The organism is Duganella sp. 3397, from assembly GCF_031456625.1.
In the GTDB taxonomy this organism is placed as follows: domain Bacteria; phylum Pseudomonadota; class Gammaproteobacteria; order Burkholderiales; family Burkholderiaceae_D; genus Rugamonas; species Rugamonas phyllosphaerae.
In genome coordinates this window covers 860,538-878,229 of sequence record NZ_JAVDVB010000002.1, presented here as the reverse complement: position 1 = coordinate 878,229, position 17,692 = coordinate 860,538, and the positions used below count along the sequence as shown (strand labels likewise).

The following is a 17,692-nucleotide window of genomic DNA, read 5'->3' as shown; positions in this document are numbered from 1 at the left end:
TCAGTACGTCGGCCAGCCGTTGGTGAAGAACAGGTCGCTCATGAACAGCACCGGCGTGTAGTTGTTCTGGGTGTCGAGGGCGTGGCGCGCCAGCACGCCGTTGCTGATCGATTCCGCGCCCGGTGCGATGAAGCGGCCACCACCCGCATCGAGCACGGTGCCGCCGCCGTTGCGCATGTCCACGCCGTTCTTGTCCAGGTAAGGCCCCGTCACGCTGGTCGAGCGGCCGTAGGCGATGCGGTACGTGCTGTTGGCGCCGTCGCAGCATTTGCCCTTGGAGACGAACAGGTAGTAGTACGAACCGTTGGCCACGATAAACGGATTCTCGATGCCGATCGAATCGGTCGCCAGCCGGGTCTTGGCGCCGAACGGTTTCAGGGTGTTGGCGTCCACCCGCGTGATGTAGATCCCGGTCTGGAACGAGCCGTAACTGAGCCACGGCTGGCCGGCCTTGTCCACAAAAAAGTTGGGATCGATGGCATTGAAGTTATCGCCGGGTGCGGACGTGAGGATGGCGCCCTGGTCCACCCAGTTACCCTGGGCGATGCTCGATGCGGTGGCCAGGCCGATCGCCGACTTCTGGCTGCCGAAGGTCGATACCGCGTAATACAGGATGGCCTTGCCGTTCCACTCGTGCAGGTCTGGCGCCCATGCCTGTTTCTTGTTGCCGTTGTACTGGCCCCACCATGGCAAACCGTTGCCGAAAATCGGCACGCCCTGGGTCCACGCGCGGCCATTGGCCGAGTACTTGACGCCCACGCCGGTATCGCTGGTCTCCACGATCCACCAGGTATTGGCCGCCTTGTACAGGTGCGGGTCATGGCTGACGATGTCGCCGGTCAGGGTCCAGGTGGCGGCAGCGGCGCCGGCCGAGGCCAGCACCAGGCAGCCTGCGGCCACCCATTTTTTCATGATGTTCAATTTGGTCTCCGTTTTTATCGATGCCGTCAACGCGGCAGTACGCCATGCTGTGCCGACCAGCGCGGGTCGTCTAATCATTTTTTTGCGCGCAGCGATACCGGGATCCATATCGCGACTACAAAACTTTCTGTAGTCGAATTACTGAGACGCGCGGGGAAACGGAGAAATATTTGAAAATCGCGCTTTAAATCAGCTGTAGTTCTGCTACATTTTATGTGGGAGACATGCTTCCCAAAAACATAACGATAAGGACACGATGATGACCCACACGAGACTGCGCAACATCCCAGCCACCTTGTTCACCGCCGGTCTGCTCGGCGCCGCCGCCATGGCCCCCGCGCACGCCGCGCTCAACCCCGGCGACACGTCGGTGCAGATGTTCCGCTGGAAGTGGAACGATATCGCCAGAGAATGCACCAGCTTCCTGGGCCCGCAGGGCTTCGGCGCCGTGCAGGTGTCGCCGCCAACGGCTGCAGCCAGTCTTGGCACCTGGTGGGATGTGTACCAGCCGGTCAATTTCAATTCGCTCAAGAGCAATATGGGTACCGAGGCCGAGTTCAAGGCCATGGTCAACACCTGCCACGCGGCCGGGGTGCGCATCTACGTGGACGTGGTGGTCAACCACGTGGCGGCCGGCGCCGGTACGGCCACCGACGGCTCGACCTGGAACTCGACTTCGCTGACGTACCCATTTTTCAGCGCCAGCGATTTCCACCCGGCGTGTGACATCGCCGGCGGCGACTACGGCGCGCCAGGTAATCGCAACAACGTGATGGTGTGCCGCCTGAGCGGCTTGCCCGACCTGAAAACCGAGGGCAGCTACGTGCAGGGCCAGGTGAAAACCTACCTGAACAAGCTGGTGGCGCTGGGCGTGGATGGCTTGCGCTTCGACGCGGCCAAGCACATGCAGCCGTCCGATATCCAGGCCATCTTGGGCGGCATCACGCAGACGACCACCTCGGGCGAGGCGCTGTGGGTGACGCAGGAGGTGATCCCGGACAGTAACGTGGTGCGCTCGACCTATTTTGCCGCCGGCACCTTGAACGAGTTCCAGTATGCGTATGCGTTAAAAGCCATGTTCCGCAACGAGAACGGCGCCAACCTGGCGCAAGTGCGCACCATCATGGGCACGCCCGGCAGCTGGGGTGGCAGCTGGGGCTTCATCCCGAGCGAGAAAGCGACTGTGTTCGTCAACAACTGGGATACAGAGCGCAATGGCAGCTCGCTGGTCGCCAGCAATTACATTTCGGGCAGCGTCAACGACACCCAGGGCACCAAGCGCTACGACCTGGCCAACATTTTCATGCTGGCGTGGCCATACGGCGCGGCGCAACTGCACTCGGGTTTCCGCTTCACCAGCTATGACCAGGCGCCGCCATCGGCCAGCCCGTTCGATGCCAGCGGCAATCCCGTCATCAACCAGCAGTGGGATTTCATCCACCGCTGGAGCGATATCTCGAACATGGTGGCGTTCCGCGCGGTCTCACGTGGCCAGGGCGTGGACAATTTCACCAGCGGCACCGGCAACCAGGTCGCGTTTGCGCGCGGCGCCAAGGGCTATGTGGCCATCAACAACGACAGCGCACCGTGGAACGTGTCGCTGCAAACCCAGCTGCCGGCCGGTACCTACTGCAACGTGGTGCAGGGACAGTTGAACAGTACCGCCTCGGCGTGCACGGGCGGCAGCGTGACGGTGGCCAGCAATGGCGTCATCAGCGTGAGTATTCCTGGCAATGGCGGATCGGGCGTGCCGGCAGTGGCTTTGCACGTCAACCAGAAAATTGCCGGCAGCGGCGGTGGCGCGGGCGGCGGCACCTGCACCACGGTGCCGGTGACGTTCCGCGTGGCGAACGCCAATACGGCGTTCGGCCAGAACCTGAACGTGGTGGGCAACCAGCCGGCCCTGGGCAACTGGACCCCGGGCGCAAATACCCAGATGACCATCGAAGGCAGTGGCGCCAACGTGCCGTGGTCGAGCACCGTGCAACTGCCGCCGGCCACCACTATCCAGTACAAGTTCGTCAAGGCGGGCGGCTCGGCCGTGTGGGAAAGTAACCAAACGACCGCCAGCGGCAACCGCGAAGCGACCACGCCGGTCTGCGGCGGTTCGCTCACGCTCGACGGCGGCAGTTTTAAAAATTAGTGCAGGTTCGCTGGTACGGCCTTTTGCTGCTGCACCAGGATGAATGGACTGACCACGGACGCCCACAGCTGGGCGTTCGATTCGAGCCAGCCTTGCGCCTGCTCGTCGTTGACCTTGGCCAGCAGGCCCGCTTCCATCCACTTGCCGATGCTGGCCTTGTCGTCGTGCGAGATGCGCACGGCTACATCGACCAGGTCGAGCGAGTCGGCCACCCACACCACGTTGCCCTGGGCGAAATGCTTGAGCAGTTCGGTCCATGGCATGCGCGCGGTTTCGCGGTTGACCTTGTCGCGCAGTTCGGTATCTTTTTCTGGTTTGGTTTGCATATCAAATAAGGTATTAAATAAGTTCGATGTTCGGTTGCGGGCTGCCTTGCCATGTTAACCGATAGACCGCGCCCTTGCGGACATTGCCCACCAGTGCAGGGCGGAAGCACGCCAGGTTGGTGCCACCGGGGCGCCGCACGCTCGGGTACAGCACGCCCAGCGAACCGCCATCGACCAGCCGCTCGGCCAGCGTTTGCGACTCCACGTAACTGTCCGCCGCCAGGCAGGCCTCGTAGCGCGGCTGGCCGCGCAGGTCGTGGAAGGTGGCGGTAAAGTCGGCCAGCATGCACTGGTACTGCACGCTGTCGTCGAAGCGGTTGATCTCGGCGTATTCCACCGTCTTGTGGAAGGTCACTTCGGCCAGCGCGGTCTCGGCGTCGAACGCGCAGTACCAGGCGCCGCGCCGGCTATCGTTGAAGCGGCTGCCCTGCGGATGGGCGTAGGTGTAGGCGGCGTTGATGATGCGGAAGTTCGGCACGCCGAATACCAGTTCATCGAGATTGATGCCGGCCGCGCCGCCGCCGTTTTGGGTCTTCAGCCTGGCATTGGTGGCGTTATCGAGGTCGAACAGGTCGCGCAAGTGGGCGTCGTTGTCGGCCAGCGGCGCCAGCACCGAATCCTCGACGTCGGCGAAGCGCGAGGGCAGCAGGCGGCAGGTGTCGAACTGGCGCAGGACCGTCAGTGGTGGCACCAGGCTGACCGCCATTTACAAGCCCCCGCGCCGGGCGTCGAGCAGTTGACGCACGGTTTGCATGGCCAGCAGGCCGCCGCCGAGCATGTACGCGAGCGGCGTGCGGCCTTCGAAAATCTGGTTGGAGTTGGGCAGGTTGATCCATTCGTCGGCGAGCTGGTCGCCGTACAGGATGTGCAGCGCCTTGTAGATACCCAGCAAGTAGGAAATGCGCGTGATGCAGTCCACTTCCAGCGTGCGTTCCGGTTTTTTCTTCCAGTCGTACCAGGCGCTGTTGGACAGGCCGCCGAGCAGCTGGCGCGCATCCTCGTCGCGGACCTTCCAGGTGGCGGCGAGCTTGAAAAAGCCCTTGAGGGCCGAGGTTGACAACCGTTCGCGCTCGGCCCTGGCGTTGAGATCGACCAGCACGGTGGGCTCGAAGCGGCTGCGGGGGTAGGCAAAATTGAGCATAAATCCTCCGGTAATGGAGTCGTTATACTCTTTTTTCGGATGAAAGGCAATCCGATTTCCTGTCGAACCCGGGCTCAGGCCGCCTCGGCATGCTCCACCAGCAGCTGCACCTTGGTCACGCCGTTGAACTCGTTGGCGTCCAGGCGGAACGCCACCCTGGCGCGATCACCGAGCGCATCGATATGGCCGAACCAGATCGCGTCGTAGCGGGCGCCGTTCTTTTCCAGCAGCAGTTTGAGGTGGCGCTCCTTGAGGATGCGCTGGCTCACCACGCGGAATTCATCGCAGAACACCGGTGGCGCAAATCCTTGTCCCCATACCTGGCCCGCCATCAGGTCAATGAACGACGTGGTGTAATAGGCGTCTTCGAGCGGGCCGTCGGTCTCGATCACGCGTTCCAGTTGCTGCGTGGTGAGCCAGGCTTTGCCCACTTCCTCGAAGGCGATCGAGAATGCTTCGAAGGCGTCGGCGCGCAGGGTCAGGCCGGCGGCCATGGCGTGGCCGCCGAACTTGTCGATCAGGCTCGGTGCCTTTTTATACACGAGGTCGAGCGCGTCGCGCAGGTGGAAGCCGGGGATCGATCGCCCCGAGCCCTTGATCCAGCCGTCGCCAGCGGGCGCAAAAGTAATCGTCGGCCGGAAGAATTTCTCTTTCAGGCGCGAGGCCACGATGCCGATCACGCCCTGGTGCCAGCTGTCGTCGAACACGCAGATGGTGCTGCTGTTGGCTGGCTCGAACGTGTCGAGGTGCAGCAGCGCGGTGTCCTGCATGTCCGCTTCGATTTCGCGGCGTTTCAGGTTGATGTCATTGAGCTGCTGGGCCAGCGCCCAGGCACGGTCCTCGTCGTCGGTGACCAGGCATTCGATCCCGAGCGACATGTCCTGCAGCCGGCCGGCCGCGTTCAGGCGCGGGCCCAGCGCAAAACCGAGGTCGAATGGCGACGCCGTGCGCGGGTTGCGCCCGGCCACGCGGAACAGCGCGGCCACGCCCGCGTGCATCTGGCCGGCGCGCATGCGCTTCAACCCTTGCGCCACCAGGATGCGGTTGTTGGGATCGAGCCGCACCACGTCGGCCACCGTGCCCAGCGCCACCAGGTCGAGCAGGGTTTGCAGCTTGGGCTGGGTCTGGGCGTCGAACACGCCGCGCTGGCGCAACTCCGCGCGCAAGGCCAGCAGCACGTAGAACACCACGCCCACGCCGGCAATGTGCTTGCTCGGGAAGCCGCACTCGGGCTGGTTCGGGTTGACGATCACGCGTGCGGCGGGCAGGGTGTCGGCCGGCAGGTGGTGGTCGGTCACCACTACTTCGATGCCGCGGCGGTTGGCTTCGGCCACGCCGTCGATGCTGGCAATGCCGTTATCGACCGTGATGATGATGTCGGGCTGCTTTTCGCGCGCGGTCAGTTCCACGATTTCGGGCGTGAGGCCATAGCCGTATTCAAAGCGGTTGGGCACGATGTAGTCGATGTGGGCGCCCATCTGGCGCAGGCCGCGCAGCGCCACGGCGCAGGCGGTGGCGCCGTCGCAGTCGTAGTCGGCCACGATCACCATGCGTTTTTTGGCAGCGATGGAATCGGCCAGGAACACGGCGGCGGCGCCGATGTTCATCAGGCCCGACGGCGGGATCATTGCCGACAGTTCGCTCGACAGGTCCTTGGCGTCGGTCAGGCCGCGCGCCGCGTACAGGCGCGCCAGCACCGGGTGGATACCGTCCTGGCGCAGCACTTCGGATTCACGGAACGGAATGGGGCGGATGGCAATACGGGTCATGTCGGTTATTTCGTCGGTTACTTCAAAAGATTCAGGTTCGGCTGGCGCCAGAATTTGCGCTGTGCCATTTTGGTGCTGGACACTTCCAGCCAGCTCTCGCGGTGGCTGAGCATCAGGTTGACGCGGCCTACGCGCCCATCCTGCAAGGCCGCGAGCAGCGGCGCGCACCAGTGCTGGTCGATGTGCTGCAGGGCGGCGATCCATTCGGCCCATTCGCTGGCCTGGCCCGGCGCGATCAGGTCGGCCACCACCGCCACGGTATTGGTTACGGTGTTGTCCTGGCGGCCGATCAACCCGTTGGCCGTGGCCTGGCGCAGTTCGGGTGCGGCCAGTGCCTGCAGCCACGACGGCCCGCCGCTCACGGCCAGCGTGGCCGCCCCAACTGCGGCAGTATCGGCAGACGCACACGCAGACGCAGACGCAGACGCGCCGCCCCAGCACCAGTAAGAATTGACCGCCGGCAGCCCACGCGCCTCGCGCGCAGCGTTGACCGGGTGCTGGTGCCACAGCATCTGGATTTCGTTTTGCAGGCGCCGGAAGTCGCGCGCGCGCTCGCCCTCGGGCAGCCAGTCGCCCAGGTTCTGGTTGACCACCGAGTCGGGCGAGGCGGTGGACAACTGCGCCCAGTCGTCGGCGCGCACGAACCACAGGCCCGGCGCGCCGAACAGCAGCGGCTTGCCCAGTTCTTCGAAATAGGGGCGCGCGGCATCATATAAGGCGCGGGCGTCGGCTTCATCGAGTTGCAGCGCGCGCGGGTCGGCCAGCGACGGGTGGGTGCTCGACACTTGAATATGCGCTGGTTGCAGAATTAGCCAGTGTCCTTCGGCAGCTTGGGTTTGCAAGCCGCAGCCGCGCATACAGGCGGTGGCCAGCGGTGCGCCGGTCTGGAAGGTGATCGGCGACGGCGCCAGGTCGAGGGTGCGGGCCAGCCAGGCTTCATGCGGCAATACGCGGCTGTGCTGGGCAAAACTGTGGCGTTGCTGGCGGCTGTGGCGGCCCAGCAGGGCTGCCAGGGCGGGGGCTTGCAGGGCGCGCAGCAGGTGCGGCGCCATGTCGGCTGGGGGCAGGGCGAAGGGCAGGGCGAGGGTAATATCGGTCATCCCGAGATTGTAGGCGATTGCGGCCCGCGAGGCGGAATGTTTCAAAATAGTTGCATATGAGAAAACTGTATTATTTCGCGCACAAAATCATTACAAATAAAAAATTTTAGTTATCCAAATAAAATCTTAGCTATAATCTCGACAACAAAAATGAAAGAAAGTCATTACTCAGCCCCCGTCATGACGACGTAACATCCCTACCGCCGCTGCTCCACCCCCATCGTTCCGCCGCGCCGGCTCATTGTCGAAAAAAAACGAACTGACGAAAGAGAAAGCATGAGCTCGATCAATCTTGCTACCACTATTCACATATGCGAAGATACTGACGGTACCTTCGACATTCGCGATATCCTGGCCAACATCGGCTATACGCCCAACGCCGGCAATACGCTGAAAATCAACGCTGTCTCGGTGGTGCTGCCCGATGGGACTGTCACCAGCAAGGACAGCCCGCTGTTCGGCAAGGTGGACGCGGACACCCTCTACGTCCGGCCCGGCCAGTGGGCTGCCAATTACAATGGCGAGTTCGTGACCTACGAGTTCGTGCTCGACCAAGGCACCAAGGGCAATACCATCACGCTGAGTCTGCGCGTGGTGGTCGATCCGGTCAACGACGCCCCAACCGGCGCCGACAAGATATTCAATCTCGACAACGGCAGCCCGGTTGCGCTCACCCAGGCCGACTTCGGCTTCGTCGATATGGTCGAGCATGACATGTTTCAGTCGGTGATCATCACTGCGCTGCCCACCGCCGGTGTCCTCAAGCTCGACGGCGTGGCCGTTACCCTCAATACCGAAATCTCCGCCGCCGACATCCAGGCTGGCAAGCTGAGCTTCGAGCCGAGCCAGAGCACCGCCGGCGCCTTCGAAATCGGCTTCAAGGTCCGCGATGCCGGGGGGCTGGTCGGTTGCGGCGCAGCCGATACCAGCGCCACCCCGAACTACCTCACCTTCAAGGTGCCGCCAGCGCACCTGGGCGATCTGGTCTGGGAAGATGTCAACGGCAACGGCGTGCAGGACACTGGCGAAGCGGGCATCGACGGCGTCATCGTCAACCTCAAGGACGCCGATGGCAACATAGTGGCCAGCGTGACCACCCACGACGGCGGCCAGTACGACTTCACCGTCGATCCTGGCACCTACTCGGTGGCGGTGGCGCCACCGGCCGGCTACGTTTTCGCCGCCGCCAGCCAGGGCGCCAATGGCGCACTCGACAGCGACGTCGGCACCAACGGCCAGGTCAGCGTTGTACTGGCCCCGGGCCAGAACAACCTCGACATCGACGCCGGTCTGTACCGCCCGGCGTCATTGAGCGAATTCGTCTGGTTCGACAAGAATCGCGACGGCTTGGTGAGTGACGGTGAAACCGGCGCTGCCGGCGTGCGCGTGACCCTGCTCGACGCCAACGGCAACGCCGTGCCAGGCGCCGTCGCCACCACCGACGCTAACGGCTACTACCAGTTTACCGGCCTGCAGCCGGGTGCATACAGCGTGCAATTCGACAAGGCGACGCTGCCGGCCGGCTACTCGCTGACCACCGCCAGCACCGGCGCGCCGGGCAGCGGCGGCTCCGACGCCAGCCTCGATACCGGCACGACCGGCAAGGTTACGCTCGCCTCGGGCGACGACGTGACCGTGCGCGCCGGCCTGGTGGCCCAGAAAGCCACCATCGGCGACCGCGTGTGGGAAGACAGCAACGCCAACGGCGTGCAGGACGCGGGCGAAGCCGGCATCACCGGCGCCACCGTCCAGCTGAAGGACAGCACCGGCAACGTGGTGCAGACCACCACCACCGGCGCCGACGGCAAGTACAGTTTCTCGGCCGACGCCGGCAGCTACACGGTGGCCGTGACCGCGCCCAAGGGCTACGTGTTTAGCGGTGCCAACGCCGGCGGCGATGCCAGTCTCGACAGCAACGTCGGCAGTACCGGTCAGAGCGGCCAGATCACCCTGGCGAACGGCGAAGTGAACAACACCATCGACGCCGGCCTGTACAAGACCGCCAGCGTGGGCGACCGCGTGTGGTTCGACAAGAACGGCAACGGCGTGCAAGACAGCGGCGAAGCCGGCATCTGCAACGTCAAGGTCACCTTGCTGGACGCTGCCGGCAAACCTGTGGGCGCCGCAGTGTATACCGACGCCAACGGCAACTACCAGTTCACTAACCTGAAACCCGGCGCGTACAGCGTGCAGTTCGACAAATCGACACTGCCCGAAGGCATGGGCTTCACCACTGCCAATGTCGGCAGCAACGACAACATCGACTCCGACGTCAATGCCAGCGGCCTGTCGCACAGCTTCACGCTGGCGTCCGGCGAGGTCAACAAGTCGGTGGATGCGGGCGTGGTCGGCGCTGCCACCATCGGCGACCGCGTGTGGCTCGACAAGAACGGCAACGGTATCCAGGACACCGGCGAGAGCGGCAAGTCGGGCGTGACCATGGAACTGCGCGACAGCACCGGGAAAGTGGTCAAGACCACCACTACCGACAGCAACGGCAACTACAAGTTTGCAGTGGAAGCAGGCACCTACAGCGTGGCGATGAAACTGCCCAACGGCTTTGCGATCACCAGGCAAAACGCCGGCAGCAGCGACGCGCTCGACAGCGACGCCAACGCCAGTGGCAACCTCGGTTCGGTCACCGTTGCCGCCGGCCAGAACGTCACCAGCATGGACGCCGGCATCTACCAGACCGGCGCCATCGGCGACCGCGTATGGCACGACGCCAACGGCGACGGCATCCAGCAAAGCAACGAGGCCGGCGTGCGCGGCGTGAAAGTCACGCTGCTCAACGAAGCAGGCAAGGCGATTGCCACCGACGTCACTGACGCTTACGGCCAGTACCTGTTCGCCGATGTCGGTCCGGGCAAGTACTCGGTCAAGTTCGATGCGCCGGACGGCTATCTGTTCACCAAGCAAAACCAGGGCTACTACGACAGCAGCGACTCCGATGCCGACGCCAACGGCCTGATCTCGCAGTTCACGCTGGCCTCGGGCGCCGTCGATCTGTCGCGTGACGCCGGCCTTGTCAAGGCATCGAGCATCGGCGACCGGGTGTGGGAAGACACCAACTACAACGGCGTGCAGGACGCGGGCGAAAAAGGTGTCGATGGCGTGACCGTCAAGCTCTACGACGCCAACAACGTGCTCAAGGCCACCACCGTCACCCATGACGGCGGCCAGTACCTGTTCGGCGGCCTCGCTGCCGGCAACTACAAGGTGGAAGTGACCAACAGCGCCGGCTGGTTCTTCACCAAGTCGGGCATGGGCAGCGACGCCACCGATTCCGATATCACCAGTGTCAACGGCAGCACGGGCCGCACCGGCACCATCGCGCTGGGCAAAGGCCAGAACATCACCACCGAAGACGCCGGCATTTATCGCAAGGCCAGTATTGGCGACAAGGTCTGGCGGGACAGCAACCACAACGGCTTGCAGGAAGCCGGTGAAGAGGGTATCAGCGGCATCACGGTGTCGCTGTACGATGCAGCAACCCGGAAGCAACTGGGCGCCTCGGTCAAGACTGACGCCAACGGCAACTACAAGTTTGCCGACCTGACCCCTGGTAAATACTACGTCGAGTTCAACAAGGCCGAGGTGATTTTCAAGGGTGTCAACATGAGCACCTGGAAATGGGGCGTCAAGAACACCGGCACCAACGACACCGTCGACTCCGACGTGGCCGGCGACGGCCAGATGTTCAACAACATCACCAAGACCGACATCATCACCCTCACCTCGGGCAAGAACGACATGAGCTGGGATGCCGCGATCACCCCGATCGCCATCGATCTGAACGGCGACGGTATCCACACCATTGCGCGCGAGGACATGGCTGGCAGCTTCGACCTGCTGGGCACCGGCAAGGCGATCCAGACCGGCTGGTTGTCCGGGGACGACGGCTTCCTGGCCATCGACGGCAACCACAACGGCCGGATCGACGACATCAGCGAGCTGTTCGGTGGCATGGGCAAGGGCGACGGTTTTGCCAAGCTGGCCAGTTTCGACAGCAACGGCGACGGTGTGGTCGATGGGCTGGACCGCGACTTCGCCAGCCTGTTGATCTGGCAGGACGCCAACAGCGACGGCAAAACCGGCGCCGGCGAACTGGTGTCGCTCGCACAGGCCGGCGTGGTGAGCCTGAAACTGGCCTACACCGACCTGGCATTCCTCGATGCCAACAACAACCTGCACATGGAAAGCAGCACCGTCACGCTGGCCACTGGCCACAGCGCGGCCATGACCGACGTGTATTTCAACGTGGCCGCCAGCGACGCGGCCGATGCCGGCATCACTGCGCCGACCATCGACCAGCTGATCGCCGACGCCGCCCAGGTACAACTGGTGGGCCAGTGCCCGGTGTACATGGGCTGAACCTGACTTTTCAACTCTGACAAATAACCATTTAAAGAAAATAAAAATGAACATCACCTTGCAAAACGTCCTTAAATCCTCCGCTTTCGCCATCGCCATCGCTGTTTCCGGCGTCAGCCACGCTGCGCCGGTGCCGGCTGCTACCTACAACCAGAGCCCGGTCGACGGCGGCTTCGTCGTCGATGACGGCGCCAAATTCTTCAAGGAACCGATCATTCCCGGTTTCCACGCCCAGGGCGTATCGCTGTACCAGATGACCAGCAACGACAGCTACGCCAACCAGTTCTACGCCTATTGCTTCGCGCCGGCGGTTGACACCATCCCCAACGCCATCTATACCGCGACCTTTAACGTGGTCGTCAAGGATACGGTCAAGGCGCTGTTCGAAACCGCGTATGCCAACAGCATCACCAGCGTGGGGACCGGCGCCAGCACTGACGCCCAGATCGCCTTCCAGTTGGCGCTGTGGGAGCTGCATAGCGACGACGGCGACCTGTTCAATACCGGCGGCATGCAGTACTACACCCCCGGCAATGACGTCAACGTGGAAGCCGCCCAGGCCCTGCTGGACAATATCCGCGGTTACAAGCTGAAAAACCTGTACACCTACACCAGCTTTACCGGTGCGCTGGGTAACCAGGTGTCCCAGGAAATGCTGGGCGCGTCGCCGGCCGTATCGCCGGTGCCGGAAGTGCAGACCTGGGCCATGATGGGCCTGGGACTGGGCCTGCTGGGCGTGATGGGCAGCCGTCGCCGCAAGGGCGAAGTGCTGGGCGACGAAAAATTCGTTTGATAACTCGGGGTAATCTGGGGGTAATTCAGTACCGGGAAAGCAGTGCGTGATGGCAATTTCGTGAAGTTGTGGCACACTGCGCCCTCAACCCACCACGCGTGACCGTTTTTTATGAGTTTTATGAGTGTCGTCAGCAATTTGCCGTACGAATGGCTGGTCGGCCTGCGTTATACGCGGGCCGGCAAGCGCGGCGGCCGTAACCGTTTTATCTCCTTTATTGCCGCAATTTCCATGGCCGGCATCGCGCTGGGCGTGGCAGCGCTGATCGTGGTGCTGTCGGTCATGAACGGCTTCGAGAAAGAGGTCACCAACCGCATGCTGTCGGTGCTGGCCCACGCCGAACTGTTCGACCTGCGCGGCCAGATGCCGGACTGGCGCCAGCAGGCGCTCGAGGCCCGCAAGAATCCCGCAGTGACCGGTGTGGCGCCGTTTGCCGAAGCACAGGGCATGCTGGTGCGCGGCGACGTGCTCAAACCGGCCATCATCCGTGGCGTGCTGCCCGAGATGGAGTCGCAAGTGTCGGACGTCATCAAGCAGATGCGCCAGGGCAGCTTCAGCGCACTGACCCCGGGCAGCGACAACATCGTGCTCGGCATCGAGCTGGCGCGCCTGCTCGATGTGAAGCCGGGCGAAAAGGTGACGCTGGCGCTGGCCGACGGCCAGCCCACCAGCGCGGGCGTGATGCCGCGCATGCACACCTTCCACGTGGTCGGCATCTTCGAGGCCGGCCACAACCAGTTCGATTCCACGCTGGCCTTTGTGCACCTGGCCGACGCCGAGAGCATCCTCAAGATCGACGCCCCGGCCGGCTTGCGCCTGCGCGTGGCCGACATGCAGCAGGCGCCGCAGGTGGCGCGCGCACTCAAGATGGCCATGCCCGGGCAGCTGTACGTGCGTGACTGGACCATGCTCAACGCCACCTGGTTCGCCGCCGTGCAAAGCCAGAAGCACATGATGTTCATTATCCTGACCATGATCGTGGCGGTGGCCGCGTTCAACCTGGTCTCCACGTTGGTGATGACGGTGACCGACAAGCAGGCCGACATCGCGATCTTGCGCACGCTGGGCGCCTCGCCGTTTTCCATCATGCAGATCTTCATGATCCAGGGCGCGCTGGTGGGCATCGCCGGCACCGCCATCGGCGTGGCGCTGGGATCGCTGCTGGCGCTGAACGTCGACGTGATCGTGCCGGCCATCGAGCAGCTGCTGGGCATGAAGTTCCTGTCCAAGGACATCTATTTCATTAGCGCCTTGCCGTCGGACCTGCGCTGGGGCGACGTGCTCAGTATCGGCGCCGTCTCGGTGCTGCTGGCGTTCGTGGCCACGCTGTACCCGAGCTGGCGCGCCGCGCGTGTAAAACCGGCGCAGGCGCTGCGTTATGAATAATTCTGGAATGACCCCATGAGCATCATGAAAAATTTGCCGTACGAATGGCTGGTCGGCCTGCGCTACACGCGCGCCGGCAAGCGCAGCGGCCGTAACAGTTTTATCTCGTTCATCTCGCTGATCTCGATGGCCGGCATCGGCCTCGGTGTGGCCGCGCTGATCATCGTGCTGTCGGTGATGAACGGCTTCCAGAAGGAAGTGACCGGCCGCATGCTGTCGGTGCTGGCGCACGTGGAGATCTTCGACGCCAGCGGCTCGATGCCCAACTGGCGCGACCAGATCGTTGCCGCTCGCAAGAACCCGGCAGTGATCGGCGCGGCGCCATTCGCCGAGATGCAGGGCATGCTGGTGCGCGAAGACATCCTGCGTCCGGCCATCGTGCGCGGCGTGCTGCCCGATCTCGAACCGACCGTCTCCGACGTCGCTGCGCAAACCCGGCGCGGCAGCTTCGCGCAATTGCAGCCGGGCGCCTACAATATCGTGCTGGGCGTGGAGCTGGCGCGCTCGCTGCACGCCCAGCTTGGCGACAAGGTGACCCTGGCACTGGCGCAGGGCCAGGCCACGCCGGCCGGCGTGCTGCCGCGCATGCGCTCGTTCACGGTGACCGGCATCTTCGAGGCCGGCCACAGCGAGTTCGATTCGTCGCTGGCGTTCGTGCACCTGACCGACGCTGAAAAGATGCTGCGCCTCGATGCCCCGGCCGGCTTGCGCCTGCGCCTGGTGGACATGCATCGCGCGCCGCAGGTGGCGCAGGAGCTCAAGCGCAGCATGACGGGCGACCTCACGGTGCGCGACTGGTCGCAGCTGAACGCCACCTGGTTTGCCGCCGTGCAGATCGAAAAACGCATGATGTCGATCATTCTGGCCCTGATCATCGCGGTGGCCGCCTTCAACCTGGTCTCGACCCTGGTGATGACGGTGACCGACAAGCAGGCCGACATCGCCATCTTGCGCACTCTGGGCGCGTCACCTGGCTCGATCATGAAGATTTTCGTGATCCAGGGCGCGCTGGTAGGCATCCTGGGCGCCTTGCTGGGCGTGGCGGGCGGCGTGCTGGTGGCGCTCAATATCGACGTCATCGTGCCATTCATTGAACATTTATTGGGAGTGCAGTTCTTGTCCAAGGATATCTACAGTAACAGCACCGTGCCATCGGACCTGCGCTGGCCGGACGTATTCAAGATCGGCGGCCTGGCCGTGGTGCTGGCCTTCCTGGCCACGCTCTACCCGAGCCGCTGGGCGTCACGTGTCAAACCTGCGGAGGCGCTGCGCTATGAGTAATGCTGTTAATACCAATCAACCGGTGGTTCTTTCCTGCCGCAACCTCGGTAAAACCTTCACCCAGGGCAGCTACTCGGTGCAGGTGCTGGCCGGGATCGACATCGACGTGCGCCGTGGCGAACGTGTCGCCATCGTGGGCGCCTCGGGCTCCGGCAAATCGACGCTGCTGCATTTGCTGGGCGGCCTCGATACGCCCACCAGCGGCACCGTCACTTTGCTCGATCAGGACTTCGCCACGCTGAGCGAAACTGCGCGCGGCGACTTGCGCAACAAGTCGCTGGGTTTTGTGTACCAGTTCCACCACCTGCTGCCGGAATTCTCGGCGCTCGACAACGTCGCCATGCCGCTCTTGATCCGCCGTGTCAAACGCGCGGAGGCGAGCAGCGTGGCGCAGCAGATGCTCACGCGGGTGAACCTGGCCAAGCGTGTGAGCCACGTGCCTGGCGAACTCTCGGGCGGCGAGCGGCAACGCACGGCGCTGGCGCGCGCGCTGGTCACGCAGCCGGCATGCGTGCTGGCCGACGAACCGACCGGCAACCTCGACCAGGCCACCGCCCAGCAGATTTTCGACCTGATGCTGGAACTGTCGCAAACCCTCGGCACCGCGTTCATCATCGTCACCCACGACGTCGAGCTGGCGCGCCGCTGCGACCGCGTGCTGCGCCTGACCGAAGAAGGCCTCAAACCCTGGCAGGACTAAGGAGCAGCGCCATGTGGATCGACACCCACTGCCATCTCGACGCCGGCGAATTCGGCGACGAATCGATCGCCCAGGCCTCGCTGGCGCAGCAGCAGGGCGTGGAAATGATCGTGATCCCGGCGGTGGAGGTGGCAACCTTTGCCACCGTGGCGCAGCTGGCCGCCAGCATCCCGAACGGCTGCTACGCGCTGGGCATCCACCCGATCTTCGTACCGCACGCCAAAGAGGACGACCTGCGCGTGATGCGCGAGCAGGTGGCCGCCGCCATGGACGACCCTCGTTTTGTGGCCATCGGCGAGGTCGGTCTCGATTTCTTCATCCCCATGCTGTGCGAGCCGGCCATGCGCGAAAAGCAGGTCTTTTTCTTTCGCGAGCAGCTGCGCATCGCGCGCGATTTCGGCCTGCCGATCCTGACCCACGTGCGCAAGTCGCAGGACGTGGTGCTCAAGCACGTGCGCCAGATCACCCCCAACGGCGGCATCGCCCACGCCTTCAACGGCAGCTTCCAGCAGGCCCAGGGTTATATCGATGTCGGTTTCAAGCTGGGCTTCGGCGGCGCCATGACGTTTACGCGCGCGCTGCAGATTCGCAGGCTGGCGACGGAGCTGCCGCTCGACGCCATCGTGCTGGAGACCGATGCGCCCGATATTTCGCCGGCGTGGGTGCATCCGGGACGCAATAGCCCGGACCAGGTACCGCGCATTGGCGCTGTGTTGGCCGAATTGCGCGCGATATCTGTGCAGGAGGTGGCTGTTGCCAGCACGGCTGCGGCCAAGGCAATCTTGCCGAGGATGAAGCTGGCAGCCGATTGAGCGGTATCAAGGTACCCCAGCAGTCGGTATAAGCGCCACAATTCAGGCAGGTGGGCCGGAGCATAATGGTTCTTTGACTATTGTCATAACTGAATCATTTCTCAGGGAATACTCCCATGACCTCCCGTTTCTCACCGCTGCGCCGGTCGCTGCCAGCTCTGCTGTGTGGCCTGCTTCTCATTCCCGTTCTATGCCGGGCCGACCCGAGCGAAGTCTCCGAACGCCAGATCGACGTGCCCAGGTGCGCCGCGCCGGCGGCCAAGGTGGTATTTACCGAATTTAAATGCAAGTCCGCCGATTGCAGCTCGGGCGCCGGGCAGCAAGACCCGCGCCAGTATCGCTGGTGGCAGTCGGGCGGCACCGTCTCGCAGCCGCATTACACGGGCGTGGGCACCGGCATGACCGAAATGCTGGCGACCGCGCTTACGCAAACCGGCTGCTTCGACGTCCAGGAACGTGCCGAGCTCGAAGAAATCCACCGCGAAATGGCGCTCATGGGCAAGCGCGTGGAGGCCGAGGCGGCCGATTACATGATCACCGGCTCTATCACGTCGCTGGGCTTCGAGCAGAGTTCCACCGGCCTGGGCGGTCTGAGTTTTCTCAAGGGACCCCTTGGTTTCATCGCTGGTGCGGTCGACTACAAGCAGTCGAAAGTGCACATGAATATCGACATCCGCGTGGTCGATGTGCGCCGCGCGCGCATTATTGCCTCCAAGACTTTTCAAGCGAATAACCAGAAGAATGGCTTCGGCTTCGCCGCCATGGGCTGGGGCGGCGGTACCGGTTTAGGAGGCAACCATGCCAGCATCAGCGGCTCGCCGCTGGAAGAAGTGGCGCGCGATCTGCTGGTCAAATCGACCGCATTCCTGACCGAGACCATCGCCGCCAAGAATATCACCGAGCACGTCGTGGTCAAGGCGGGAGAAGTGGCGGCGAAGTAGCCGCG

The 17,692-nt window shown here is 63.5% G+C and carries 14 protein-coding genes; 8 read left to right on the top strand and 6 right to left on the bottom strand.

Annotated elements, in window-relative coordinates; genetic code table 11:
- Positions 1-912: a glycoside hydrolase family 43 protein gene (locus tag J2X54_RS08310; RefSeq protein ID WP_310179853.1), complete on the bottom strand. Its 912-nt coding sequence runs from the start codon at positions 910-912 to the stop codon at positions 1-3.
- A 268-nt stretch (positions 913-1,180) separates the two neighbouring features.
- Between J2X54_RS08310 and J2X54_RS08305 the strand changes: the two genes are divergently transcribed.
- Entirely contained in the window at positions 1,181-3,064 is a 1,884-nt protein-coding gene (locus J2X54_RS08305; RefSeq protein WP_310179741.1) for a carbohydrate-binding module family 20 domain-containing protein, read from the top strand.
- Here the strand turns inward: J2X54_RS08305 and J2X54_RS08300 are convergent.
- The 5 genes from J2X54_RS08300 to J2X54_RS08280 all read right to left on the bottom strand — a co-directional run bounded on the left by J2X54_RS08300 (position 3,061) and on the right by J2X54_RS08280 (position 7,400).
- Complete coding sequence (locus tag J2X54_RS08300; RefSeq protein WP_070252048.1) at positions 3,061-3,390, bottom strand: DUF2288 domain-containing protein; 330 nt, start codon at positions 3,388-3,390, stop codon at positions 3,061-3,063. The two genes, J2X54_RS08305 and J2X54_RS08300, sit on opposite strands and share 4 nt — an antisense overlap.
- Before the next feature lie 13 nt (positions 3,391-3,403).
- Entirely contained in the window at positions 3,404-4,096 is a 693-nt protein-coding gene (locus tag J2X54_RS08295) for an RES family NAD+ phosphorylase (protein WP_070252047.1), read from the bottom strand.
- Positions 4,097-4,531: an antitoxin Xre/MbcA/ParS toxin-binding domain-containing protein gene (locus J2X54_RS08290; RefSeq protein WP_070252046.1), complete on the bottom strand. Its 435-nt coding sequence runs from the start codon at positions 4,529-4,531 to the stop codon at positions 4,097-4,099.
- A gap of 74 nt (positions 4,532-4,605) precedes the next feature.
- Positions 4,606-6,300: a single-stranded-DNA-specific exonuclease RecJ gene (gene recJ / locus J2X54_RS08285; RefSeq protein WP_070252045.1), complete on the bottom strand. Its 1,695-nt coding sequence runs from the start codon at positions 6,298-6,300 to the stop codon at positions 4,606-4,608.
- Between the two features lie 17 nt (positions 6,301-6,317).
- On the bottom strand, positions 6,318-7,400 hold the full coding sequence (locus J2X54_RS08280) for a hypothetical protein (protein WP_310179739.1): 1,083 nt from the start codon (positions 7,398-7,400) through the stop codon (positions 6,318-6,320).
- Positions 7,401-7,676: 276 nt separating this feature from the next.
- Between J2X54_RS08280 and J2X54_RS08275 the strand changes: the two genes are divergently transcribed.
- The 7 genes from J2X54_RS08275 to J2X54_RS08245 all read left to right on the top strand — a co-directional run bounded on the left by J2X54_RS08275 (position 7,677) and on the right by J2X54_RS08245 (position 17,687).
- On the top strand, positions 7,677-11,774 hold the full coding sequence (locus J2X54_RS08275) for an SdrD B-like domain-containing protein (protein WP_310179737.1): 4,098 nt from the start codon (positions 7,677-7,679) through the stop codon (positions 11,772-11,774).
- Positions 11,775-11,820: 46 nt separating this feature from the next.
- On the top strand, positions 11,821-12,567 hold the full coding sequence (locus tag J2X54_RS08270; RefSeq protein WP_310179735.1) for a hypothetical protein: 747 nt from the start codon (positions 11,821-11,823) through the stop codon (positions 12,565-12,567).
- Positions 12,568-12,687: 120 nt separating this feature from the next.
- The gene (locus tag J2X54_RS08265) at positions 12,688-13,953 is read left to right on the top strand and encodes a lipoprotein-releasing ABC transporter permease subunit (protein ID WP_310179733.1); all 1,266 of its coding nucleotides are present in this window, start codon (positions 12,688-12,690) and stop codon (positions 13,951-13,953) included.
- Between the two features lie 15 nt (positions 13,954-13,968).
- Positions 13,969-15,234 carry a lipoprotein-releasing ABC transporter permease subunit gene (locus tag J2X54_RS08260; protein WP_310179732.1) on the top strand — a complete coding sequence of 422 codons (1,266 nt, stop codon included), beginning with the start codon at positions 13,969-13,971 and terminating at the stop codon, positions 15,232-15,234.
- Positions 15,227-15,934, top strand: coding sequence for a lipoprotein-releasing ABC transporter ATP-binding protein LolD (lolD, locus tag J2X54_RS08255; RefSeq protein WP_310179731.1), 708 nt, complete (start codon positions 15,227-15,229; stop codon positions 15,932-15,934). The genes J2X54_RS08260 and lolD overlap by 8 nt, the downstream gene beginning before the upstream one ends.
- A gap of 11 nt (positions 15,935-15,945) precedes the next feature.
- Positions 15,946-16,746, top strand: coding sequence for a TatD family hydrolase (locus tag J2X54_RS08250; RefSeq protein ID WP_310179729.1), 801 nt, complete (start codon positions 15,946-15,948; stop codon positions 16,744-16,746).
- Between the two features lie 116 nt (positions 16,747-16,862).
- Positions 16,863-17,687, top strand: a complete 825-nt coding sequence (locus J2X54_RS08245; RefSeq protein WP_310179728.1) for a CsgG/HfaB family protein — start codon at positions 16,863-16,865, stop codon at positions 17,685-17,687.
- Positions 17,688-17,692: the final 5 nt, after the last annotated feature.